Consider the following 21830-nt stretch of genomic DNA (forward strand, 5'->3'; position numbering starts at 1 on the left):
CGGCCGCCGCCGACACCGGCCGCCGTGGACCCGGCCGGAGCCGGCGTCGAGCGTGCCGGCGCGGCCGGCCACCCGAGGCCACTGTTGAGCGGTGCCGCTGAGGCCGGCCGCGCGGAGCCGATGTCGAGTGCCGGCGCGGCGGCCGGACGGGCAGCGCGCCGATGTTCCGCGGCGCCGATCCGACCGGTCGAGGCTCAGTGGAGCCGATCCGGCCGGCCGGGCGGGGACGATGTTCAGCGGCGCAGGTGTGGTGGCCGGGCGGAGGCGCGTGGAGCGCCCTGATGGGCTGGCGGACGGTGCTGAGCGGCGCCGGTGAGGGCGGCTAGGCGGGGCCGATGCGGTCGGCGACGATCTTTGCGGACAGCATGACCAACGGTAGGCCGCCGCCCGGGTGGACGGAGCCGCCGACCAGGAACAGGTCGCGGACCGCGCCGCGGGTCGGGGGGCGGAGCAGGCCGGTGAGGCCGTGGCTGGCGGTGCCGTAGATGGCGCCGCCGGGGGAGTGGGTCGAGGTCTCCAGGTCCGCCGGGGTCAGCACGTCGCGGAACAGCAGGCGGTCGCGGACGTCGGCGCCGCGGGCGGCGAGGATCGACAGGACGTGGTCGGCGTAGGCGTCGGCGACACCTGGGGCACGCCAGTCGAAGTCGCCGGAGCCCCGCGAGACCGAGCCGGAGCCCTGCGACGACGAGCCAGAACCCTGCGACGACGAGCCAGAGCCCCGCGAGGCCGAGCCAGAAGCCCGCGAGGACGAGCTCGAATCCCGCGAGAACGCGCCGGAGGCCCGCGAAGACGAGAAAGAGGCCTGCGAGGACCCACCGGGGGACCGCGAGGCGAGATTCCCGGAGTCGCCGTGCGGTGGGGCGTTGACGAGGACGAACCATGCCTCGTGGCCGGCGGGGCGGGCGGCAGGGTCGTCGGCGGCGGTGACGAACACGGCTGGGTCGTCCGGAGGGCGGGCCGGAGTGCCGAAGATCGCGTCGAACTCGGCGTCGTAGTCGCGCGGGAAGAACACGGTGTGATGCGCGAGGTCCGGGGTGGTGCCGCGGACGCCGAGCAGCAGGACGAACCCACCGAGACTGCGCCGCCGCAGGCCGGCCGCGCGGCGCGGCGACGGGAGCAGGTCGCGGTAGACGTGCAGGGCGTCGGCGTTGGCGACGACCAGGTCGGAGCGGACCGTGGTGCCGCCGGCGAGGACGACCCCGGCGGCCCGGGGGCCTTCCACGAGGACGGACTCGACCGGCGTGCCGAGGTGGACGGTCACGCCGAGGGCCGCGCACCGGGCGAGCAGCGCGTCGGCGAGCGTTCCGAGGCCGCCGCGGATGTACCACCCACCGAACGCCAGCTCCGCGTAAGGGATCGCGAGCAGCGCGGCCGGCGCGCGGCGGGGATCGGCGCCGGTGTAGGTGGCGTACCGGTCCAGCAGCATCCGCAGCCGCGGGTCGCGCAGGTGCCGGCGGCCCAGGCCGCGCAGCGTCTGTCCGGGCGCGATCGCGGCCAGGTCCCGCAGCCGCCACGCCAGGCCGGCGAGCTGGAGCGGGTTGTCGACGGGGGCGGTGAGGACGTGCCGCCACGAGGTCTCCCAGACGCGGGCGGCCCGCTGCCACAGCCGCCGCCAGTCGTCCGCGGCCCCGGCGCCGAACGTGGCCGCGATGCGGTCCTCGAAGCCCGCCCCCGCGCAGGAGTCGAGGGTCGTGCCGTCGGGGAAGCGGTGTCGTACCAGCGGATCCAGCGCGACCAGGTCGAGCTCCGGAGCGGGGCCGCCGGTGTGCGCGAACAGCTCCGCCGCGACCTGCGGCAGCGTGAACAGGCTGGGACCGGTGTCGAACCGGAAGGTGCCGGCGTCGGTGACCCGCTCGTGCCGGCCGAGCTTGCCGCCGGCGGTCGCCGCCTGCTCGAAGACGGTGACCTTGTGCCCGGCCGCGGCGAGCCTGGCCGCCGTGGCGAGCCCCCCGACCCCGGCACCGATGACGGTCACGGTCGCCATGCGCGGCGCCCCTGCCGGGTGACGGTCACGGCCGCCATGTGGGGCGGCCCTTCCAGGTGACCCGGCCGCGCCGGCGGTAGGACCGGGCGACGAGCCAGGCGAACAGCAGCACGGACACGGGATGGGCGAGGGCGTCCGGCCACGCCCGCCCGCCGGTCGTTCGGGCGCTGACGACCCTCCCGGCGACGCCGAGCAGGTATCCGGCCAGCCCCTGCCAGTAGCCGGCGACGAGGGTGAGGGGCAGCAGCACGTACAGGCAGAGCAGCAGCGACACGACGGCGAACGCGCCGGAGGGCGAGCCGAACGACGCCCACAGCGACTTGCTGTAGCCGTCGACGACCTCGCGCCAGGACGTGTACATGCGGCAGGTCGCCAGGTCGGATCCGTCGGCGAGCGCGATCCTGCCGCCGGAGCGTTTCACCGCGCGGGCCAGCTCGATGTCCTCCAGGACCTTGTCGCGGACCGCGGCGTGCCCGCCGGCGCGGTCGTATGCGGCACGCCTGACCAGCAGGAACTGCCCGCCGGCCGCGGCGAGGGACGGACGCGGTGAGCGCTCCATCGCGCGCAGCGGCAGGAACGTCAGCCACGACCACTGCAGCAACGGCTGGACGAGCCGCTCGCCGGCACCGGTCGCGGTGATTCCCGGGTACGGGCTGAGCAGGTCGGCCCCCGCGTCGCCGAGCATCGCGGCGGCCGCGTCGAGGGCGTCCGGGCGCAGGACCACGTCGGCGTCGAGGAACACCAGCAGGTCGGCATCGGCGGCGTCGGCGAGCTGCTGGCAGGCGTGGGGCTTGCCGAGCCAGCCCGGTGGCAGCGGTCTGCCGGTCAGCAGCGTGACCCGGTCGCCGCCGATCGACCTGACCAGGTCGGGGGTGCCGTCGGTGGAGCCGTCGTCGAGGACCAGCAGTCGCGGCGCGCCGTCCAGCGCGAGCAGCGCACGCAGGCACGGCTCGACCCGCTCCACCTCGTCCCGCAACGGCAGCAGCACCGCCGCCGCCGGAGCGGCGACAGGAGAAGCGGCGGCGCGAGCGGCGAGGAGCGGGGCGCCCGGCGGCCGGCGGAGCAACCGTGCGTTGATCAGCGTGTGCACCGTCAGCGCGAGCACCACCGCGGTCAGCGCGAGCACCACCGACGTCATGATCGTGAGCGCCACAGGGTCACCGCCAAGGGGACCGCCACGAGGCCCATGCCCAGGGCGCCCCACGCCGCCGACGCCGGCATGCCGAGGAACACCGCGTGCGCGAGGATGCTGGAGCCGTACGTCCACAGGTACAGCGCGTGCATCGGCCGGTCGTCGCCGTCACCGTCGGGCACCATGAGGGTGAGCGCCGCCGCCAGGACCCACGCGACCAGCAGCCAACCGAGATAGTTGGTCAACGGGATGCCGGGGACGCCCGGCAGGGTCGCTCCGGGTGCCTCCCACCGCCAGTGGCCCTCGGCGACCATCTGCGGGTCGAGGAAGAGGTCCCACGCGGCCAGGCCCACCCCGGCGGCGCCCGCCCGCAGCCACGGCCGGCCGGTGAGTCGGGCGGCGGCGAGCCACGCGGGCCACGCCATCCACGTCCATGCGAGGGGGATCACCAGTGGCACGCCCAGCAGCCTGGGCCCAAGCGAACCGGCGTAGTCGTAGTCGCCGAAGGGGAAGCCCGTCGACCTGCCGGCCGCTTCGACCGCGAACCCGCCGCCGGTGGTGACGAGGACGAGCACGGCGGCGGCGCGCGGCCCCCGGGACAACCAGGCGTGCCCGACGGACAGCACGTAGCCGGTCACGACGGTGGCAATGGTGAGCGCCGCCCGGGTGTCTCCGTGCACCAGCGGATAGGCGATCTCGGTGAGGACGAGCGCCGCCAGCAGCGCCCAGAGCGCCTTCACAGCGGGAGTTGCCGGCCGAGGACGGCGAACGGGCGGTCGTCGCCCGGGAAGTTGAAGTGCCGCAGGACGTCGACGAAGCCGAACCGCCGGTAGAGCCGCCAGGCGCGCGACGTCGCCTCGGGCGCCTCGGGCGTGGACAGCAGCGCAGTCTGCTGCGGCGCGTTGGTGAGCAGGTCGTGCAGCTGGCGGGCGCCGATGCCGTGACCCTGCGCGTGCGGGCGGACGTGCAGCTCGACGAGCTCGAAGCAGTCGCCGAGCCAGAACTTGCGGTGCTCGCGGCGCAGCGCGTTGCGCACCTGGTCGTGCCACCACTGCCCGGACGCGCCGCGGTAGCCATAGCCGAAGCCGAGCAGGTTGTCGTCGTCGTCGAGGGTCGCGACGGCCTGGAACGACTCGCGCCGGGTGTGCCCGGCCACATAGCCGCGCCGGGTCTGCAGGAGCTGCACCGAATAGCCCATCGCCTCCCCATAGACGGCGATGACGTCGTCGAGCCGCGCGAGGAGGTCGTCCCCGCGCCACCGCACGAGCCTCACGGGCTGTCCCTCCAACCGATCACCTCGCGGTCGCCGGCGACGTCCAGCACACGGAACCGGGCGAACAACTCCTCCGCATACCAGCCCTCGCGGGCCGTGCGGTCCACGACGGCGGCATGCTCGGGCTGACGGTACGCGAAGCGTATGACATCTGCCGCACTGCGCCAGAGGCTGACCGTGCCCTGGAATCCTACTGGCGCCTCACCGACGCCGAACGCGCAGATCATGCCCTCGGCGCCGGGCAGCGCCCGGGAAACGGGATCGATCGCCTTCCAGAACGCGGGCGCCTTGCGGGTCTTCAGCCTGGCCCGGGTCAGGACCGCGATCATGCCGGTCCCGGACGGGGGCGCCGCCGGCTCGAACGGCTCCTGCCCGGCCCACGTCCCGCGGCTCGCGACCGGCTCCAGAGTGATGACGCAGCTCGCGGTCGCGCCGCGCATCGGCGGTGCGACCATGGCGTCGCCGACGATGATCGCCGCCCAGCGGGTCAGGTCGGCCTTGCCCGCGCCGAAGTCGCTGCCCCTGCCGGTGCCGAGCAGCTTCACGAAGCCCGCCTGGCGGCGCAGCCTCCGCCGGTCGGCGGCCATGCCCCAGAACGCGAGGGGCACCGCGCGCCTGCGGACGCGCCAGACGTGGAGCCGGACCGTCACGCGACCTCGGCAGGGGTGCCGTCGGTGATGCGGACCAGCTCGTCATACGTGACGGGGAAGACCGACTGGGGGATGCCGCCGGCGGCCCACAGCTCGCCATACTGCGCGAGGTCGACGTCGACGAGGGTGCGCACCGGTTTGGGGTGGGCCAGCGGCGACACCCCGCCGATGACCTGGCCGGTGTGCTCGCGGACGAACTCGGCGCTGGCCCGCCTGACCCTGCTCTTGGCGATGCCGAGCAGCGCGGCGACCTTCCCGACGTCGACGCGGTGCGCGCCGGACGTGAGGACGAGCAGCGGGTCGCCGTCGGCGTCGAAGATCAGCGAATTGGCGATCTGGCCGACCTCGACGCCGACCGCCGCGGCGGCCGCGGCGGCGGTGTGCACCGCCTCGGTGAGGATCTTGACCTGGCACGGGGTGCCGTCGGCGGCGCGGGCGCCGGCGGCGTCGAGAGCGTCTTGCATCGCTTGCACGTTTGGGTGGAGCTGCATGGCGTCGACTCTAGTTCGGGGCACCGACAGTTTCGGGACGGCGCTCGGCCGGCGTCGTCTGGACGCGCGCGGTCTCGGCGAGCCCGACACCGGCCAGGATCAGGGCGCCGCCGCAGAGCTGCGCGACGTTCAGGTGCTCGTGCAGGACCAGCCAGGCGACGGCGGTGGCGATCACCGGCTCCGACATGCCGATGATCCCGACGCTCGTCGGCGGCAGGTGCCGCATCGCCCCGGCGAGCAGCAGGTACGGCGCGATCGACCCGCCGATCACCACGTACAGCAGCAGTACCCACACCGGGACGCCGTGGGTGGTCACGGTCGTGCGGGCGAAGTCGAAGTCCCACCACGGCCGGACCACCGACCCGGCGAGGGCGGACACCCCGAACGCGTACGCGGTCAGCGACAGGGTGTCGCGGCTTGCCACACCGTGGGCGCTGAGCAGGTAGTAGACGGCGAGCAGCACGGCGGCGCCGAGTGCGGCGGCCACCCCGATCCCGTCGAGGCGCAGCTCACCCCAGATCTCCGCGACGCAGGCGAGCCCGGCGAGGCTCGCGGCCAGTCCCACCCACAGCCGCGGCCGCACCTTGTGTCCCTGGACGAATCTTGCCCACAGCGCCACCAGTACCGGCGCGGTGTATTCGAACAGCAGGCTGATGCCGACCGGGAGCCGCCCGATCCCCACGAAATAGAGCATGGGGACGAGGAAGAAACCGGCGAGACCGTACGCCACGAGCATCGGCACCTCGCGGCGGCTGATCCGTAGCCGGGCCGGGCGGAACACCAGCGCGAGCGCGAACAGTCCCAGCGCGGCCCCGCCGGCCCGCAGCGTGGTGAGCTGCGGTGCGTCGATCCCGGTGCCGGCGGCGAGCTTGGACACGGTGCCGTTGACGGCGAACAGGGCGCTGCCGGCGAGGACCATCGCGACACCGGCGACGGGTCGGGGCTGGTGGGTCACCCGCAGAGGGTACAGGTCAGGTGTGGTCTTGGATTGTGCCCCTTACGGCGTGGCGAGCCAGGCGGTCCTGCGTGCCTGGACGGTGAGATCCGGCCGGTTGTGTACGGTGTCGGCCAGCCTTTCCAGGGCGGCCAGGTCCTCGGGGCCGAGCCTGTCCTCCAGGCCGTGCCGCAGGCGGCGCAGGGTCGCCTGCGCGTAGCGGCCGGCGGCCTCCGGCAGTGGCGGCTTCAGGTCGATCTCGAAGCGGTGCTGGTCCTCGACGGTGAAGCCGGCGGCGCGCAGCAGCGGGCCCCAGTCGGCGCCGAGGTGCGGCATGTCGGCGGCGCGGGCCTCGGCGACCGCGGCGTGGCAGCGGGTCTCGAGCTCGTCGCCGGGCAGGAACCGCGGGAACGAGTCCATCTCGAAGGCCACCAGGTGCCCGCCGGGGCGGATCGCGGCGCGGATGCGGGACAGGCTGGCGACCGGGTCGGCCAGGTGGTGCAGCGAGTTGGCCGCCCACACCAGGTCATTGTGCTGGTTGTCGTGCTGGTCGTCGTGCTCCGCCGTGTCGAGGTCGGCCTCCACCGTGCGGATCCGGTCGGCGAGTCCCGCGGCGTGGGCCTTGTGCCGCAGGCGGTGCAGCATCTCCGGCGACACGTCGACGGCGGTGACGGTGGCGCCGGGGAAGCGGCGGGCGAGGGCGAGGGTGCCGGCGCCGGTGCCCGCGCCCAGGTCCAGGACGGTCGAGACGGCGCCGGCCCGCTCGTGGACCCAGGCCATGACCTCGGTGAGGTGCTCGTGCAGCACCTCGGCGTCGAGGTCGAGGATCTCGGTGAGGGCCCCGTGGTCGTGGTTGTGGTGGTGGTTGCCGTGGTCGTGTGCCATGGCACGACCATAGCCGGATTTTGCTTCTACGACATATGCTCTTGCGTATGACGCAAGACGACTCGCTCGACGGCCTGGTGCGCAAGCGGATCCGCGGGCTGCGGGTGGCCAGGGGCTGGTCGCTCGACGACCTCGCCTCCCGGTGCTACCTGAGCCCCTCCACGCTGAGCCGGATCGAGACGGGCCACCGCAGGATCGCCCTGGACCAGCTCGCGCCGATCGCGCGGGCGCTCGGGACCACTCTCGACCAGCTCGTGGAGTCCGTCGACGACGAGGACGTGGTGATCCGCCCGCGGCGCGACGTGGCGCACGGTGTGACCACCTGGATGATGACCCGGGAGCCGGGGCCGCACGGGGTGTCGGTGGCCAAGATGCGCATCACCCGGCCGGTCCCCGCCGAGCTGCGGGTGCATCCGGGCAAGGACTGGTTCACGGTGCTGTCAGGTGTTGTCGTACTGCGGCTGGGGGAGCGGACCATCCTGGTGGAAGCGGGCCAGGCCGCCGAGTTCTCCACGATGACGCCGCACGCGTTCGGGGCGCACGGCGGGCCGGCGGAGATCCTCTGCATCTTCGACCACGACGGGCAGCGCACGCACCTGCACCCTGATCCGGGGTCCGCCGCACCGCTGGACGGTGCCCCTGCCCCTGCCGCTCCGGACGGCGCCACTGTCGAATGATCGTGCGAACGGATGTTCGAAAATTCTCCCCGCGCCGTTGCGCCTCCCCCGCCCCCCGGGTGTAGTCTTACCCCAGTCGAACGAGTGTTCGAACTGCTTCGGGAAGGCGATTCGCGGCGTTCTTCCCGAGCGCGGTCCGCGACACCGCGGAGGCCGGATTTTCGCGGGTCTGGCCTCAGGTGGGGTCGCTGCCCGCCGCCCACGACCCCCGGGCGGCGGGCAGCGACCCAGCCGGCCCGCCGGCCGGGGGTGGTGTGGGGAAGCTCCACGCCCGGCCGGCGACGTCGCTGTTCGACGTTGCCCGACCATCGCCCGGCCCGCGTGCCATCGCTACTCCCCCAGCGGCGGCACGCACGCACCACGGGACCCAGAGCGGGACCCGCCGACGCACCGCAGAGGGAGACACCGATGCCGACGAACCGTTCGACCCCCTCGTCCAACGTCAGTCGATTCCCGACCGCCCCGGCCACCGCTCCGGTCGCCGGCCCGGCCGGTGGTGCACTCCAAGGCCAAGCCGGCAACCTGCCGTCGCGGCAGCAGCTTCCGGTTCCCGCGCATGCGCTTCCCCACCGCACCCCGCGGGAGCTGTTGACCCTCGCCCGCCGCGGCCTCGAAGAGGCGGCGGAGATCCGCACCGACGGCATGCGCTATGCCACCGCCCACCTCGCCGCGCTCCGCGCCGCCGCCGCCGTCCTCGCCGCCCGGGCCGTGCCCGCCGCGCCGGGCCGCCGCAGCCGCGTGACGAGCGTCTGGTCGCTGCTGGTGCTCGTCGCACCCGAGCTGACCGAGTGGGCCGCCTATTTCGCCGCCGGCGCCAGCAAGCGCTCCGCCGCCGAGGCGGGCATTCCGCGGGTGGTCACCGCCCGGGAGGCCGACGACCTCATGCGCTCCGCGGAGCAGTTCATCGCGGTCGTGGAGGTCGGGCTCGGCTTCTCCTATCAGCCCAGGCTCGAGGGCCTCGCCAGCTGACCCGCGGCGGTGCCGGCACACCACGACCGGACCAGGCCACCGCCCGGCCCGCTCGCCCCACCCAGACCGGTCGGCCCGCCACGCCCGGTCAGCCCGGCAAGGCTCCCGGCCGACTCGGTCGACGCTCCTGACCCAGCCGGTTCGCCGGCCTGCCCGGACAGTGCTGGCACTGCCGGCAGCCCGGGTGGGTCGGGGTTCCGGTGATGGAGCGGTTGCTTCCGTCATGCACTTCGCAACTGGCCACGGATGGCCCTCGACATGCCGTGCCTGGCCGTTCCCGAGCGTGGGGGCGCCGGGGGCGGCATCGGAAAACCGGCCGGTGAAGCCTTGACCCGTGAACCTTCAGCCCTGCTGGGCCCGGCCGCTGAGCCGCGACCGCCGGGCGGTTCTTCCCCATGATCCGGAAGACTTTGTGTCGTCACAGCAGCACAAACTCTTCCGGATCATCAAGAACCCGAGCCCTGCGCACACTGATCAGCCTCATGGCCGGGTCGCGCCGGTGGCCCTGCCGGGCCGGCGGCGCGGGACATCCGGGCCGGCCGCCATCCACGACGTCAGCCCCGCCGTTCCGTCGTCGCCCTGGAAGGTTCGCCTCGCGCTGAGCAGGCGAGCCCCTCCAAGGGCCGGCATCGGACGAGGGCATCGCGGGCCGCTCACCGGACGGGACAGCACAGCGGGACGGGCCGGCCGGGCCCCGGTCCCAGCAGGACAGGGCAGCGGGACAGGGCAGCGGGACAGCGTCGCGTGCGGTCGTCGGAGTGGCGGCCCGGGCGCGGCGGGAGAACAGCACAACAGTGGGGGAGCAGGTGCCGTGGCTGGCATGTCGGCTTCGGCGGCCGCCGAGTCCTCTGACGCACACGTCGACGACGACGCTGTGCCCAGGACCGGCGGCGTGACCACCCCTGCCCTCCACCGCGCCCTCCAGCCCGTCCCCACCCCCACCCCCGATCCCCGCGAGCCCCGAGCTGTCCGCGATGTCCACGATGCCGATGTCCGCGAAGCCCGGTCCCCTCGCGAAACCAGGGAAGGGCGGGGCGGGGCGCAGTTGTGGGCGGTGGGGGAGGGGCGGGGCAAGGGGGAGCGTGGGCGGGGGCTGGCGGGGCTGGTCAGCGCCGGGACGGTGCGGCCGGCCAGTGAGCACACCGCTGAGGCGGGGATCGGGGTGGGGAAGGTCCTGCCGGTGCTCGCGGGGCTGCGGGCGTTGCTGCCGGGAGGCGGGCTGCGGCGGGGGGCGACGATCGCGGTGCAGACGTCGTCGGTGCTGCTGGCGTTGCTGGCGGCGGCGAGCAGGGCCGGGTCGTGGTGTGCGGTGGTGGGGATGCCTGCGTTGAGTCCGGTGGCGGCGGCCGAGATGGGGATCGCGCTCGAGCGGCTGGCGCTGGTGCCTGACCCCGGGGCCGAATGGGCGGGCATCGTCGCGGCGTTGCTCGACGGGGTGGACATCGTGGTGGCGGCGGTGCCGGGCACGCTCCAGCCGGCGGTGGCCGGGCGGCTGGCGGCGCGGGCCCGGCAGCGGGGCAGCGTGCTCATGCCGGCGGGGGCGTGGGCGGGCGCCGACGTGACGGTCTCGCCGGTGCGGCAGAGCTGGGGCGGGCTCGGGGAAGGACGGGGGCGCCTGCGGTGCCGGGAGCTGACGATCCAGGCCCGCGGCCGGGGAGCGGCGAGCGCCGCCCGCGAGGTGACGCTCTGGCTGCCCGCCCTGGAGGGCCCGCTGCCCCCCGTACGCGACGCGAAGATGCCGCGCAGGACGGCCCCGGCGTTGCGAAGGGTCGGCTGAGGTGCCCCGGCCGGCGCGGCTGTCGGGCGGGTTTCGGCGCGCGGCGCGAAAAGGCTGGACGGCCGTGGCGCGAAGGGCTGGACGGCCGCGGCGTTGCGGAGGGCCGGCTGAGGTGTCCCGGCACGCAGGGCCGCGGTGGGGTGGGTTGAGGTGATGCGGACGATGGTGGTCTGGTGTCCGGACTGGCCGGTGGTGGCGGCGGAGATCGTGGACGGATATCCGGCGGATCAGCCGGTGGCGGTGCTGCACGCGAACCGGGTCCTCGCGACATCGCCGACGGCGCGGGCCGAAGGGGTGCGGCGGGGGCTGCGGAAGCGGGAGGCGCAGGGGCGGTGCCCGCACCTGATCGTCCTGGAGCACGACCCGGGGAGGGACACGCGGGCGTTCGAGCCGGTGCTCATGGCGGTCGAGGAGGTCGCGCCGGGCGTGGAGACGCTGCGGCCGGGGGCGTGCGCGCTCGCCGCGCGGGGGCCCGCCCGGTTCTACGGCGGTGAGGCCGCGGCGGCGGAGCGGCTCGTCGAGCAGATCGCGCAGCGGTGTGACGTGGAGGCGCAGGTCGGGGTGGCGGAGGGGACGTTCGCGGCGGGGCTCGCGGCGCGGGCCGGGGTGCTGGTGCCGGCGGGGGAGACGGCGGCGTTCCTGCAGGACCTGAGCATCACGGCGCTGGGGCGCCCGGCGCTCGCCGACCTGCTCCGGCGGCTCGGGATCCACACGCTCCGGGAGTTCGCGGCGCTGCCCGCGCCGGACGTGCTCGCGCGGTTCGGGTTCGACGCGGCGCTCGCGCACCGGCTCGCCGGGGGGCGGGACGAGCGGCCGCTCGCGCCGCGGCGGCCGCCGGTGGACCTCGACGTGACGGAGACGTTCGACGAGCCGGTCGAGCCGGTCGAGCGGGTCGACGCCGCCGCGTTCGCGGCCCGGGCCCTCGCGGAGCGGCTCCACGAGCGGCTCGGGGAGCAGGGTCTGGCGTGCACGCGGCTCGGGATCGAGGCGACCACCGTCACCGGGCAGGAGCTGCTGCGGGTCTGGCGGCACGACGGGCTGCTGAGCGTCAACGCCATCGCCGACCGGCTCCGCTGGCAGCTCGACGGTTGGCTGAAGCGGAAGGACGGACCGACGAGCGGGATCCGGCGGCTGCGGCTCGTCCCGGAAGGCGTCGTCGAGCACCTCGGGCTCCAGCCGGGGCTGTGGGGCGAGGCCGGCGAGGAACGCGACCGCGCCCACCGCGCCCTCACCCGCGTCCAGGGGTTGCTCGGCCCCGACGCGGTCCTCACCGCCGTCCTCGACGGCGGGCGCGCCGACAGCAGCCGGATCCGGCTCGTCGCGTTCGGCGACGAACGGGTCGCGCGGGGCACGGATGCGCCGTGGCCGGGTGGGCTGCCCTCGCCCTCGCCGGCGACCGTGTACCCGGTGCCGCTGCCCGCCGTCGTCGCCGACGCGGAGGGGCGGATGGTGCGGGTCAGCGGGCGGCTGGAGCTCAGCGGCGCGCCGGCCACGGTCCGCATCGGCGACGGGCAGCCGGTCGGCGTGGTCGCGTGGGGCGGGCCGTGGCCGGTCGACGAACGCTGGTGGGACGACGAGGGCGCCCGCCGCCGGGCCCGCTTCCAGCTCCAGCTCGCCGACGAGCGGGCGATCCTGGCGGTTCTCGAGGACGGGACCTGGCACGTGGAAGGGCTGTACGACTGATGGGATTCAGCAACCCCGACATCCCCTGGCGGGAGTTCGAGCAGCGGCTGAGCGGGAAGAGCTGGGGACAGCCTCCCGCGGACTACCACCCTGACGTCCTGTCGGCGGACGGCGACGGCGGGGACTCCCCGGCCTGGACACGCAAACGCGGCGCGTACACCCCGCCGCCGCTGCGACGGCCCGTCGACGCGGTGCCGTACGCCGAACTGCACTGCCACACGAACTTCAGCTTCCTCGACGGCGCCAGCCACCCCGAGGAGCTCGCCGAGGCCGCCGCCCGGCTCGGCCTGTCCGCGGTCGCGATCACCGACCACGACGGCTTCTACGGCGTGGTCCGCTTCGCCGAGGCGGCCAGGGAGCTCGACATCCGGACCGTGTTCGGCGCGGAGCTGTCGCTCGGGCTGCCCGGGCCGCAGAACGGCGAACCCGACCCGCACGGCCGGCACCTGCTCGTCCTCGCCAGGGGCCCGGAGGGGTACGCGCGGCTGTCCACCGTCATCAGCGAGGCCCACTTCCGCGGCGGCGAGAAGGGCCGCCCGGTCTACGACCTGGAGGAGGCCGCGGCGGCGCTCAGGGACCACGCGCTGATCCTGACCGGCTGCCGGAAGGGCCACGTCCAGGCGGCGCTGCTCGAACACGGACCGGAGGCGGCGGGCAAGGAGCTGGACCGCCTGACCGCCCTGTTCGGCGCCGGGTCGGTGGCGGTGGAGCTGACCTCGCACGGCGGCCCGTTCGACGACGAACGCAACGACGCCCTCGACGACCTGGCCCGGGCGCGGGGGCTGCCGACGGTCGCGACGAACAACGTGCACTACGCGACCCCGGGCCGCAGACGGCTGGCCACCGCGCTCGCCGCCGTCCGGGCCCGGCGCAGTCTCGACGACATCGACGGCTGGCTGCCCGCCGCCGGCACCGCCCACCTGCGCGGCGGCGCGGAGATGACGGCCCGGTTCGCGGCCTGGCCCGGTGCGGTGGCCAGGGCCGCCGCGTTCGGCGAGGAACTCGCGTTCGACCTGCAGCTCGTCGCGCCGCGGCTGCCGGACTACGCGGTGCCGGAGGCCGGCATGTCGGAGATGGACTGGCTGCGGCACCTGACGATGCAGGGCGCCGCCGACCGGTACCGCGGCAACGCCGGAGCGCACGCACAACTGGAGCACGAGCTGGCCCTCATCGAGGAGCTCAACTTCCCGGGGTATTTCCTCGTCGTGTACGACATCGTCACGTTCTGCAGGAACAACGACATCTACTGCCAGGGGCGCGGCTCCGCGGCGAACTCGGCGGTCTGCTTCGCGCTCGGCATCACCAACGTCGACGCCGTCAAATGGGGGCTGCTGTTCGAGCGGTTCCTGTCCCCGGAACGCGACGGGCCGCCCGACATCGACATCGACATCGAGTCCGATCAGCGCGAGAAGGTCATCCAGCACGTCTACCGGAAATACGGCCGGCGGTACACCGCGCAGGTCGCGAACGTCATCTCGTACCGGCCGAAATCCGCGGTCCGGGACATGGCGAAAGCGTTCGGGCACTCGCCGGGGCAACAGGACGCGTGGAGCAGACAGGTCGAACGGTGGGGCGACGTGACGGCCGCCGACGTCGACGACATCCCCCGGCAGGTCCTCGACTTCGCCAACGAACTGCAGACGTTTCCCCGGCACCTCGGGATCCATTCCGGCGGCATGGTCATCTGCGACCGGCCGGTGATCGAGGTGTGCCCCGTCGAGCACGCGCGAATGGCCGACCGCACCGTCCTGCAATGGGACAAGGACGACTGCGCGTCCGTCGGGCTCGTCAAGTTCGACCTGCTCGGCCTCGGCATGCTGTCGGCGCTGCGCTACGCGTTCGAGATGATCGGCGGCGAACTCGACATCTCCACCATGCCGCTGGACGATTCCGAGGTCTACGACATGCTGTGCCGCGCCGATTCCGTCGGCGTGTTCCAGGTGGAGAGCCGCGCGCAGATGGCCACCCTGCCGCGGCTCAAACCCCGCGGGTTCTACGACCTGGTCGTCGAGGTCGCGCTGATCCGTCCCGGCCCGATCCAAGGTGGTTCCGTCCACCCGTACATCCGCCGCAAGAACGGACTGGAAGAGGTGACCTATCCGCATCCGCTCCTGGAGCCGTCACTGCGCAAGACCCTCGGCGTGCCGCTCTTCCAGGAGCAGCTGATGCAGATGGCGATCGACGTCGCCGGATTCAGCCCCGCCGAGTCCGACGAACTGCGCCGCGCCATGGGGTCCAAACGGTCGATGGAGCGCATGGGTCGTATCAGGCAGCGGCTGTACGACGGCATGGCGGCCAACGGCATCGAGGGCGCGCTCGCGGAGGAACTGTTCGAGAAGCTGTCCGCGTTCGCCAATTACGGTTTCCCGGAGAGCCACGCGATGAGCTTCGCCTATCTCGTGTACGCGAGCGCCTGGCTGAAGCGCTACCACCCGGCGGCGTTCTGCGCGGCACTGCTCAACGCGCAGCCGATGGGGTTCTACTCACCGCAGTCGCTCGTCGACGACGCCCGCCGGCACGGCGTCACCGTCCGCCGCCCCGACGTCAACCGCAGCAACGCCCTGGCGACACTGGAGGACCCCGTGCCCGGGGAGGTCCCCGGAAGCGGCCCGCCGGGGTGGGGGCGGGGCGGGCCGGTCGTGCGGCTCGGGCTGTCCGCGGTCCGCTCCCTCGGCACCGCCGTCGCCGGACGGATCGAGGAAGAGCGGGGCGGGCACGGCCCGTACACCTCGATGAGCGACCTCGCTCGAAGGGCCGGCCTCACCACCGCCCACCTGGAGGCCCTGGCGACCGCGGACGCCTTCGCCGCGCTCGGGCTCAGCCGGCGGGAGGCGCTGTGGTCGGCGGGCGCGGCGGCGCGCGAGACCGCGGGACGGCTGCCCGGCACGACCGGCGGCCTGGACGCGCCGATGCTGCCCGGGATGGACGCCGTGGAACGTATGGTCGCCGACGTCTGGGCGACCGGACTGGCCCCGGACGCGCACCCGGCGCAGTTCGCCCGTGAGTACCTCGACCGGATCGGCGCCCTGTCCGTGGAGCGCCTGCACGCCGTCGAGCACGGCCGCCGCGTCTGCGTCGGCGGGATCGTCACCCACCGGCAGCGCCCGGCAACCGCGGGTGGCGTCACGTTCATCAATCTGGAGGATGAGACGGGGATGCTCAACGTCACCTGCACGCCGGGGTTGTGGCAGCGGCACCGGCGGGTCGCCCGGACGGCGAGCGCCATGATCGTCCGCGGGATCCTGGAGAAGGTCGAGGGGGTGCTCAACCTGCGCGCCGACCACCTCGCGGTGCTGAGCCTGCCGATCCGCTCAGCGTCCCGCGACTTCAGATGAGCCCGTGCCGCTCATGCGGTCCGGCGGCCGCGCAGGAGCCACCAGAGACCGGCGACCGGCAGGACCAGGGGGACATAGCCGTAGCCCTGCCCGTAGTCGGACCAGACGGTCGCGTCCGGGAACGCCTCGCTGTCCAGGATGCTCAGCGTGCCGACGACGAGGACGCCGAGCAGCTCGAACCCGCACGCGGCGAGCGCGACCCGGCGCGCGTCCCGGGCCAGGGCGACGGTCGCGACGATGTAGACGGCCGCGGCGAGCGCCGACAGCGAGTACGCGAGGGGCGCGTCGCCGAACTTCGTCGCGATCTGCACGCTCGCGCGGGCGGTCGCGGCCAGGGCGAACACGCCGTAGATCGCGACGAGGACCCGGCCGGGCCCCCTGTTGATGTGTTCAGCCATTCCAGATCTGTCCCAGTCGCAGGATGAGCACCGGCACGATGACGGCGGCGCTGCCGATGAGCAGGGAACCCCAGCGGGTCGGCTCCATCCGGGCGAGGACCGCGCCGGCCGGCGGCAGGAGCAGCGCCGTCAGCATGTACCCGACGAGGGTGACGACCTCGCCGCCCTCCTCCGGGCCGTGCCCGCGGGCGAGCCCGACGCCGAGCGCGACCACCTGCGCCAGGACGAGCACCGTGACCACGCCGAGTCCCTGGAAGAGCGGGCGGGTCGGCTCACGGTGCCGGAAGAACTCCACGAACGCCCAGGCCGCGAGGGCGAGCGACAGCACGGAGATGGCGACTGCCAAGGGCCCGATCACGGCCGACAGCGTAATGCGGCGGGCCCGGAGCGCCTGCCCCGGGCCCGTCCTGCGCTATGTTCCGGGCTCGGCACCCGGCGTCGTAAGGGGGTGATGACACCGGGGACATCGGGTTCGAACGGTGCCCCCAGCTGCCCGCAGACACGGACCCCGGCGGCGCCGTGGTTCGGGACTGTCGCCTACCTGGCACTGCGCTGGGCGGTGGCACGTTTCGGGGATTCAATGCTTGCCGAGAGTGCCTAACGTGGTCTTCAACAGCGACGACGAAGCCACACCGGATACTGGGGAGTTGCAATGAGCGAGTGGGACACCGGCCACGACGGCGGCACTGACTACGGCCATGTCGAGGCCGGTCAGGAGCACGAGTCGCTGGACCAGCTGCACCAGGTGCACGCCGCGGAGAACGACTACGACTCGAACTTCGGCGTGTACGAGCAGGACCACGCCTCGGCGGAGTCGACGAGCTTCGACCAGGGTCACCACGTGGAGTACACCAACCCGAACGGGGCGCACTACGAGGAGTCGGACTTCACCTCGTACGACCACAACGAGGCCGAGGCCGACCACGTGTTCGCCGCGGAGGGTTCGGAGTCCTCGCACGCGTCGGAGTACGACCAGCTCGACGCCCTGCAGGCGCGCTTCGACAGCGCCTTCGCCTCGGGCACCGAACTGCACACCGGCGGCGGCGGCGCTCTGGGCGTGGCCTCCAGCTGAGCGTTTCGCGAAAAGGCCGGCCCGGCGGGCCGGCCTTTTCCGCGTTCAGTGGCCCAGGACCGGATGCGGCACGTACGGCGCCTCGAGGCGCTCGATCTCCTTCTCGTCGAGGGTCAGCTCGGTCGCCGCGATCGCGTCCTCCAGGTGCGACAGCTTCGTCGCACCCACGATCGGCGCCGTCACGACCGGCCGGGACAGCAGCCACGCGAGCGCCACCTGCGCCGACGCGACGCCCCGCTCGCCGGCGATCTCGGCGTTGACGTCGACCACCGCGAAGTCGTCCTCGGTGTACATCGAGGAGAACGTGTCATTGGCCGAGCGGGTGGTGCGCCGCTCGTCGCCGCGCCCCCGGTTGCCCGCCAGCATGCCCCGCGCCAGGGGGCTCCACGGGATCACGCCGATGCCCTGGTCGGCGCAGAGCGGCAGCATCTCCCGCTCCTCCTCGCGGTACACCAGGTTGTAGTGGTTCTGCATCGACACGAACTCGGTCCAGCCGTTGGCCCTCGCCGCATACTGCATCTTCGCGAACTGCCACGCGTACATGCTGGACGCGCCGATGTAGCGCGCCTTCCCCGCACGCACGATGTCGTGCAGCGCCTCCATCGTCTCCTCGACCGGTGTCTCCGGGTCGAAGCGGTGGATCTGGTACAGGTCGACGTGATCGACCCCGAGCCGTCGCAACGAGTCGTCGATCCCGGCGAGCACGTGCTTGCGCGACAACCCCGAGTCGTTGGGCCGGTCGCTCATCACACTGAACACCTTCGTGGCCAGCACGTAGTCGTCGCGGCGGTCGAAGTACCTCGCGAGGAGCCGCCCGGTGACGGTCTCACTCACCCCGAGCGAATACACGTCGGCGGTGTCGAAGAACGTGATCCCGGCCTCGACGGCGCGCCGCACGAACGGGTCCGCGGCCTCCTCGTCGAGCACCCAGTCACGCCACGCGGGATCGCCGTAGCTCATCATGCCGAGACAGATCTCGGAGACCTTCAGCCCGGTCCGGCCAAGTCGCACCTGCTTCATGTCTGAAAAACTATCGCGGTGCACACGCTCGGACGACTCCATCTCATCACCGACACCCGTCCCGGTCGTGACGTGCCCGGCGTCGTCGGGCACGCCCTCGCCGCCGGGTTCGGCGTCGTCCAGGTCCGTCCCGAGGACACCGTCACCGACCGGGAGGCGTACGACCTGACCCTGCGGATCGTCGCCCTCTGCCGCGCCGCCGGCGCCGTCTGCCTCGTCAACGACCGGCTGCACATCGCCCTCGCCGCCGGCGCCGACGGTGCCCACGTCGGCGCCGACGACCTGCCCGTCTCCGCGGCCCGCCGCATCCTGGGCCCGGCTGCGATCCTCGGCGCCACCGCCCGCGACCCTGCTTCGGCCCGCCGGGCGGTCCTCGACGGCGCCACCTATCTCGGCGTCGGCCCGGCGTGGGCGACCACCACGAAAACCGGCCTGCCACCCGCCATCGGCCTGCCCGGCGTGCGCGCCGTCGTCGAGGCGGTCGACGTGCCGGTCATCGCCATCGGCGGCGTCACCCCCTCCCGGGCGGCCGAACTGTTCGCGGTGGGCGCGCACGCGGTCGCCGTGGTCGGCGCGATGAGCGGCGCCCCGGACCCGGCCGCCGCGGCCGCCGAGTTCGCCGCCGTCCTCGCCGGGGCGTCGCGGTGAAGGTCGGGGTGATCGGGGGTGGGATCGTCGGGCTCAGTGTCGCGTGGGAGCTGGCGCGGCGCGGGGAGCAGGTCACCGTCTACGACGCCGACCCGGCGCGCGGGGCGGGCCGGGTCGCGGCCGGGATGCTGGCGCCGACCGCGGAAACCGCCTTCGGCGAGGAAGCGCTGCAGGGGCTGATGCTCGATTCGATGCGGCGCTGGCCCGGCTTCGCGGCGGAGCTGAGCGCCGCGACCGGGATGCCGCTCGGATACCGGACCGAGGGGACGCTGCTCGTCGCGCTCACCGAGGACGACCTGACCGAGGTACGGCGGCTCGTCGACTACTACCGGCGGGCCGGCACGCCGGTCGAACCCCTCGCCGGGCGGGCGCTCCGGGAGCTCGAACCCATGCTCAGCCCCCGGATCCGCGGCGGCGCGCGGGCCGCCGGTGACCATCAGGTCGACCCGCGGCTGCTCCTGGCGGCGCTGCGGTCGCAGCGGCTGCCGATCCGGCGAGTCCAGAAGGACGTCCACGATCCGTCCAGCCTGCGGGACGATGTGATCATCGTCGCCAACGGGTGTGGGATGGCGGCGGTGACCGGGTTGCCGGTGCGGCCGGTGAAGGGGCAGCTGCTGCGGCTGCGGGGGCCGGAGCCGCTGCTCACGCACGTGGTGCGGGGCGTCGCGCTCGGCCGTCACGTGTACCTGGTGCCGCGCGCCGACGGGGAGCTGGTCGTCGGCGCGACCGAGGAGGAACGCGGGGCCGACACGACCGTGACCGCCGGCGGGGTCCTCGACCTGCTCAGACCAGCCGCGGACCTGCTGCCGGGTGTCGCCGAGCTCGCCCTCGCCGAGACCCTCGCGGGGCTGCGGCCCGGTACCCCCGACAACGCCCCGGTCATCGGCCGGCTCGAAGGAACCGGCGGGCCCGGCACCGTGTTCGTCGCGGGCGGGCACTACCGGCACGGAGTGCTCCTCGCGCCGGTCACCGCGCACGCCGTCGCCGACCTCGTGACGAAGGGATCGACGGATGTTGACCTCAGCGCGTGCGGGGTGAGCCGCTTTACCTGAGGACCGCGCCGGGGTTATGGTCAGTTCGTACCCCACGGGAGTCCGGTGTGACCGGGCTGAGAGGGGGGCTGTCAGCCCCCGACCGTCGAACCTGATCCGGATCATGCCGGCGCAGGGAGTCAGGAGTGAGCCGAATGCAGCTCGTGGTCAACGCCGTCGCCTCCGACGTGGACGACGCCGCCACCATCGCCGACGTCGTGCGTGGCCTCGCCGGGGTCGCCGACCCGCGGGGTGTCGCCGTCGCGCTCAACGGCGCCGTCGTGCCGCGCGCCGCCTGGGCCGCGACCAGGCCCGCCGACGGCGACACCATCGACATCCTCACGGCGGTCCAAGGTGGCTGAACCGGACCTGACCATCGCCGGGGAGCCGCTGAGCTCGAGGCTCATCCTCGGCACCGGCGGCGCCACCAGCCACACCGCGCTCGAGGCCGCCATCCGGGCCAGCGGCACCGCGCTCGTCACCGTCGCCCTGCGCAGGCTCGACCCGGCGGCGCCGTCGCTGCTCGACGTCGTCGAACGCTGCGGGGTGAGGATCCTGCCCAACACGGCCGGCTGCTACACCGCGATCGAGGCGGTCAGGCTCGCCCACCTGGCCCGCGAGGCGTTCGGCACGGCATGGGTGAAGCTGGAGGTCATCGGCGACGACGAGACCCTCCTCCCGGACCCGGTCGAGACCGTCGCCGCCGCGGAGCGGCTCGTCGAGGACGGGTTCACCGTGCTGCCGTACACCAGCGACGACCCGATCATCGCCCAGCGCCTCGCCGACGCGGGCTGCGCCGCGGTCATGCCGCTCGGGGCGCCGATCGGATCCGGGCTCGGCATCCGCAACCCGCACAACATCGCGCTCATCCGGCAGAAGGTCGGCGTGCCGGTCATCCTCGACGCGGGGATCGGCACCGCGTCCGACGCCGCCCTCGCCATGGAGCTCGGCTGCGACGGGGTCCTGCTCGCGTCGGCGGTCACCCGCGCCGAGCATCCGGCGCGCATGGCGGAGGCGATGCGGCTCGCCGTCGCCGCCGGCCGCCTCGCGCACACCGCCGGGAGGATCCCGCGCCGCCTGTACGCGACCGCATCGAGCCCTACGGGAGGGTTGCCATGGTGACCGGACTGATCCTCTTCACCGACCGCAAGCAGGCGCACCGCCCCCTCGACGAGGTGGTCAACCGGGCCATCGACGGGGGCGCGCGGCTGGTCGTCCTCGGCGAGGAGGACCTCCCGGCGGGGGAGCGGGCCGACCTCGCCGCCCGGCTGCGGAGCATGCTCGACGGCGTCAAGGGCCGCCTGGTGCTGGCCGAGGACACGACCGCGTTCCGCAAGTGCCACGACCTCGACGACCTGGTCGCCGCCGCCGGCGCGAAGGCGGGCTTCGCGACCCTGTCGCCGATCTTCCCGACCCGCTCCAAACCCGGCTACGGCCCCCCGCTGGGGCTCGCCGCGCTCGCCAGGATGTCCATGGTCGTCCCGCGGCTGCCGGTGTACGCCCTGGGCGGCGTCGACACCCCCGGGCGGGTCCGTGACTGTCTCGACGAGGGCGCCTCCGGCGTGGCCGTCATGGGTGCCGTGATGCGCGCCGAGGACCCCGCGAGGTTCGTCAAGGAGCTGATGACCGCATGAGCGGCCAGCGAAGCGTCTTGGGCTGCTCATCATGTGACAGTTCTGGCTCAGGCCGACGCCGGAGCGAAGCGGAGGTGGCGGCATGAGCGGCCAGCGAAGCGTCTTGGGCTGCTCGTCATGGGGTCGGTTGAGGTCAGGCCGGCGCCGGAGCGAAGCGGAGGTGGCGGCATGAGCGGCCAGCGAAGCGTCTTGGGCTGCTCGTCATGGGGTCGGTTGAGGTCAGGCCGGCGCCGGAGC

Annotated in this window: 21 protein-coding genes, 1 pseudogene and 1 riboswitch; of the genes and pseudogenes, 11 read left to right on the forward strand and 11 right to left on the reverse strand. The window is 73.8% G+C overall.

From position 1 onward, the window contains the following. Window positions 1-322: 322 nt before the first annotated feature. Genes crtI through ABZS58_RS27995 form a run of 8 tightly spaced genes read right to left on the reverse strand, consistent with a single transcriptional unit; the run spans window position 323 to window position 7349 of the window. The gene (crtI, locus tag ABZS58_RS27960; RefSeq protein WP_354786185.1) at window positions 323-1984 is read right to left on the reverse strand and encodes a phytoene desaturase family protein; all 1662 of its coding nucleotides are present in this window, start codon (window positions 1982-1984) and stop codon (window positions 323-325) included. A gap of 25 nt (window positions 1985-2009) precedes the next feature. Then, window positions 2010-3122 (reverse strand): glycosyltransferase family A protein, encoded by a 1113-nt coding sequence (locus ABZS58_RS27965; RefSeq protein ID WP_354786250.1) that lies wholly within the window; start codon window positions 3120-3122, stop codon window positions 2010-2012. After that, a complete protein-coding gene (locus ABZS58_RS27970) occupies window positions 3119-3856 on the reverse strand; it encodes a carotenoid biosynthesis protein (protein ID WP_354786186.1) in 738 nt (245 codons plus the stop codon). The genes ABZS58_RS27965 and ABZS58_RS27970 overlap by 4 nt, the downstream gene beginning before the upstream one ends. Then, the gene (locus ABZS58_RS27975; RefSeq protein WP_354786187.1) at window positions 3853-4389 is read right to left on the reverse strand and encodes a GNAT family N-acetyltransferase; all 537 of its coding nucleotides are present in this window, start codon (window positions 4387-4389) and stop codon (window positions 3853-3855) included. Before ABZS58_RS27975 ends, ABZS58_RS27970 begins: the two co-directional genes overlap by 4 nt. Further along, window positions 4386-5039: a monooxygenase gene (locus ABZS58_RS27980; protein WP_354786188.1), complete on the reverse strand. Its 654-nt coding sequence runs from the start codon at window positions 5037-5039 to the stop codon at window positions 4386-4388. Before ABZS58_RS27980 ends, ABZS58_RS27975 begins: the two co-directional genes overlap by 4 nt. Continuing rightward, complete coding sequence (locus tag ABZS58_RS27985; RefSeq protein WP_354786189.1) at window positions 5036-5530, reverse strand: YbaK/EbsC family protein; 495 nt, start codon at window positions 5528-5530, stop codon at window positions 5036-5038. Before ABZS58_RS27985 ends, ABZS58_RS27980 begins: the two co-directional genes overlap by 4 nt. A gap of 10 nt (window positions 5531-5540) precedes the next feature. Continuing rightward, window positions 5541-6485 carry an EamA family transporter gene (locus tag ABZS58_RS27990; RefSeq protein WP_354786190.1) on the reverse strand — a complete coding sequence of 315 codons (945 nt, stop codon included), beginning with the start codon at window positions 6483-6485 and terminating at the stop codon, window positions 5541-5543. Between the two features lie 42 nt (window positions 6486-6527). Continuing rightward, window positions 6528-7349 (reverse strand): methyltransferase domain-containing protein, encoded by an 822-nt coding sequence (locus ABZS58_RS27995; RefSeq protein WP_354786191.1) that lies wholly within the window; start codon window positions 7347-7349, stop codon window positions 6528-6530. Window positions 7350-7396: 47 nt separating this feature from the next. Between ABZS58_RS27995 and ABZS58_RS28000 the strand changes: the two genes are divergently transcribed. The 5 genes and pseudogenes from ABZS58_RS28000 to ABZS58_RS28020 all read left to right on the forward strand — a co-directional run bounded on the left by ABZS58_RS28000 (window position 7397) and on the right by ABZS58_RS28020 (window position 15790). Beyond that, window positions 7397-8026: a helix-turn-helix transcriptional regulator gene (locus tag ABZS58_RS28000; protein WP_354786192.1), complete on the forward strand. Its 630-nt coding sequence runs from the start codon at window positions 7397-7399 to the stop codon at window positions 8024-8026. Between the two features lie 408 nt (window positions 8027-8434). Continuing rightward, a complete protein-coding gene (locus tag ABZS58_RS28005; protein WP_354786193.1) occupies window positions 8435-8995 on the forward strand; it encodes an SAV_6107 family HEPN domain-containing protein in 561 nt (186 codons plus the stop codon). A 1120-nt stretch (window positions 8996-10115) separates the two neighbouring features. After that, window positions 10116-10691 (forward strand): annotated as a pseudogene (locus ABZS58_RS28010) (hypothetical protein); the annotation flags it as partial. Window positions 10692-10925: 234 nt separating this feature from the next. Next, entirely contained in the window at window positions 10926-12455 is a 1530-nt protein-coding gene (locus tag ABZS58_RS28015) for a DNA polymerase Y family protein (RefSeq protein WP_354786194.1), read from the forward strand. After that, on the forward strand, window positions 12455-15790 hold the full coding sequence (locus tag ABZS58_RS28020) for an error-prone DNA polymerase (RefSeq protein ID WP_354786195.1): 3336 nt from the start codon (window positions 12455-12457) through the stop codon (window positions 15788-15790). The genes ABZS58_RS28015 and ABZS58_RS28020 overlap by 1 nt, the downstream gene beginning before the upstream one ends. Before the next feature lie 11 nt (window positions 15791-15801). Here ABZS58_RS28020 and ABZS58_RS28025 read toward each other — a convergent pair whose 3' ends face one another. Together ABZS58_RS28025 and ABZS58_RS28030 are read right to left on the reverse strand one after the other, a co-directional pair. Beyond that, entirely contained in the window at window positions 15802-16188 is a 387-nt protein-coding gene (locus tag ABZS58_RS28025; protein ID WP_354786196.1) for a hypothetical protein, read from the reverse strand. Further along, a complete protein-coding gene (locus ABZS58_RS28030) occupies window positions 16181-16546 on the reverse strand; it encodes a hypothetical protein (protein ID WP_354786197.1) in 366 nt (121 codons plus the stop codon). Before ABZS58_RS28030 ends, ABZS58_RS28025 begins: the two co-directional genes overlap by 8 nt. A gap of 294 nt (window positions 16547-16840) precedes the next feature. On the opposite strand from ABZS58_RS28030, the gene ABZS58_RS28035 reads away from it, so the two are divergent. Beyond that, window positions 16841-17260 (forward strand): hypothetical protein, encoded by a 420-nt coding sequence (locus tag ABZS58_RS28035; RefSeq protein ID WP_354786198.1) that lies wholly within the window; start codon window positions 16841-16843, stop codon window positions 17258-17260. Window positions 17261-17305: 45 nt separating this feature from the next. Here the strand turns inward: ABZS58_RS28035 and ABZS58_RS28040 are convergent, their stop codons facing one another. Further along, on the reverse strand, window positions 17306-18280 hold the full coding sequence (locus ABZS58_RS28040; protein ID WP_354786199.1) for an aldo/keto reductase: 975 nt from the start codon (window positions 18278-18280) through the stop codon (window positions 17306-17308). A gap of 18 nt (window positions 18281-18298) precedes the next feature. Here ABZS58_RS28040 and thiE point away from each other — a divergent pair, with 18 nt between their 5' ends. The 5 genes from thiE (at window position 18299) to ABZS58_RS28065 (ending at window position 21593) form a co-directional block, all read left to right on the forward strand. Continuing rightward, window positions 18299-18928: a thiamine phosphate synthase gene (thiE, locus tag ABZS58_RS28045; RefSeq protein ID WP_354786200.1), complete on the forward strand. Its 630-nt coding sequence runs from the start codon at window positions 18299-18301 to the stop codon at window positions 18926-18928. After that, window positions 18925-19980: a glycine oxidase ThiO gene (gene thiO, locus ABZS58_RS28050; RefSeq protein WP_354786201.1), complete on the forward strand. Its 1056-nt coding sequence runs from the start codon at window positions 18925-18927 to the stop codon at window positions 19978-19980. The genes thiE and thiO overlap by 4 nt, the downstream gene beginning before the upstream one ends. A gap of 25 nt (window positions 19981-20005) precedes the next feature. Beyond that, a riboswitch (TPP riboswitch) is annotated at window positions 20006-20116 on the forward strand. Next, on the forward strand, window positions 20115-20321 hold the full coding sequence (gene thiS, locus ABZS58_RS28055; protein WP_354786251.1) for a sulfur carrier protein ThiS: 207 nt from the start codon (window positions 20115-20117) through the stop codon (window positions 20319-20321). Its footprint overlaps the riboswitch before it by 2 nt. Then, window positions 20314-21081, forward strand: a complete 768-nt coding sequence (locus ABZS58_RS28060) for a thiazole synthase (protein ID WP_354786202.1) — start codon at window positions 20314-20316, stop codon at window positions 21079-21081. Before thiS ends, ABZS58_RS28060 begins: the two co-directional genes overlap by 8 nt. Beyond that, window positions 21075-21593 (forward strand): thiamine phosphate synthase, encoded by a 519-nt coding sequence (locus tag ABZS58_RS28065; protein WP_354786203.1) that lies wholly within the window; start codon window positions 21075-21077, stop codon window positions 21591-21593. Before ABZS58_RS28060 ends, ABZS58_RS28065 begins: the two co-directional genes overlap by 7 nt. Window positions 21594-21830: the final 237 nt, after the last annotated feature.

The organism is Dactylosporangium sp. NPDC005555, from assembly GCF_040605635.1.
In the GTDB taxonomy this organism is placed as follows: Bacteria; Actinomycetota; Actinomycetes; order Mycobacteriales; family Micromonosporaceae; genus Dactylosporangium.

Excerpts from the sequence above, each read along its gene's own strand:
- crtI (WP_354786185.1), bottom strand. The coding sequence starts at position 1,984 with ATGGCGACCGTGACCGTCATCGGTGCCGGGGTCGGGGGGCTCGCCACG.
- ABZS58_RS27965 (WP_354786250.1), bottom strand. The coding sequence starts at position 3,122 with ATGACGTCGGTGGTGCTCGCGCTGACCGCGGTGGTGCTCGCGCTGACG.
- ABZS58_RS27985 (WP_354786189.1), bottom strand. The coding sequence starts at position 5,530 with ATGCAGCTCCACCCAAACGTGCAAGCGATGCAAGACGCTCTCGACGCC.
- ABZS58_RS27995 (WP_354786191.1), bottom strand. The coding sequence starts at position 7,349 with ATGGCACACGACCACGGCAACCACCACCACAACCACGACCACGGGGCC.
- ABZS58_RS28000 (WP_354786192.1), top strand. The coding sequence starts at position 7,397 with ATGACGCAAGACGACTCGCTCGACGGCCTGGTGCGCAAGCGGATCCGC.
- ABZS58_RS28005 (WP_354786193.1), top strand. The coding sequence starts at position 8,435 with ATGCCGACGAACCGTTCGACCCCCTCGTCCAACGTCAGTCGATTCCCG.
- ABZS58_RS28015 (WP_354786194.1), top strand. The coding sequence starts at position 10,926 with ATGCGGACGATGGTGGTCTGGTGTCCGGACTGGCCGGTGGTGGCGGCG.
- ABZS58_RS28020 (WP_354786195.1), top strand. The coding sequence starts at position 12,455 with ATGGGATTCAGCAACCCCGACATCCCCTGGCGGGAGTTCGAGCAGCGG.
- ABZS58_RS28025 (WP_354786196.1), bottom strand. The coding sequence starts at position 16,188 with ATGGCTGAACACATCAACAGGGGGCCCGGCCGGGTCCTCGTCGCGATC.
- ABZS58_RS28035 (WP_354786198.1), top strand. The coding sequence starts at position 16,841 with ATGAGCGAGTGGGACACCGGCCACGACGGCGGCACTGACTACGGCCAT.
- ABZS58_RS28040 (WP_354786199.1), bottom strand. The coding sequence starts at position 18,280 with ATGAAGCAGGTGCGACTTGGCCGGACCGGGCTGAAGGTCTCCGAGATC.
- thiS (WP_354786251.1), top strand. The coding sequence starts at position 20,115 with ATGCAGCTCGTGGTCAACGCCGTCGCCTCCGACGTGGACGACGCCGCC.
- ABZS58_RS28065 (WP_354786203.1), top strand. The coding sequence starts at position 21,075 with ATGGTGACCGGACTGATCCTCTTCACCGACCGCAAGCAGGCGCACCGC.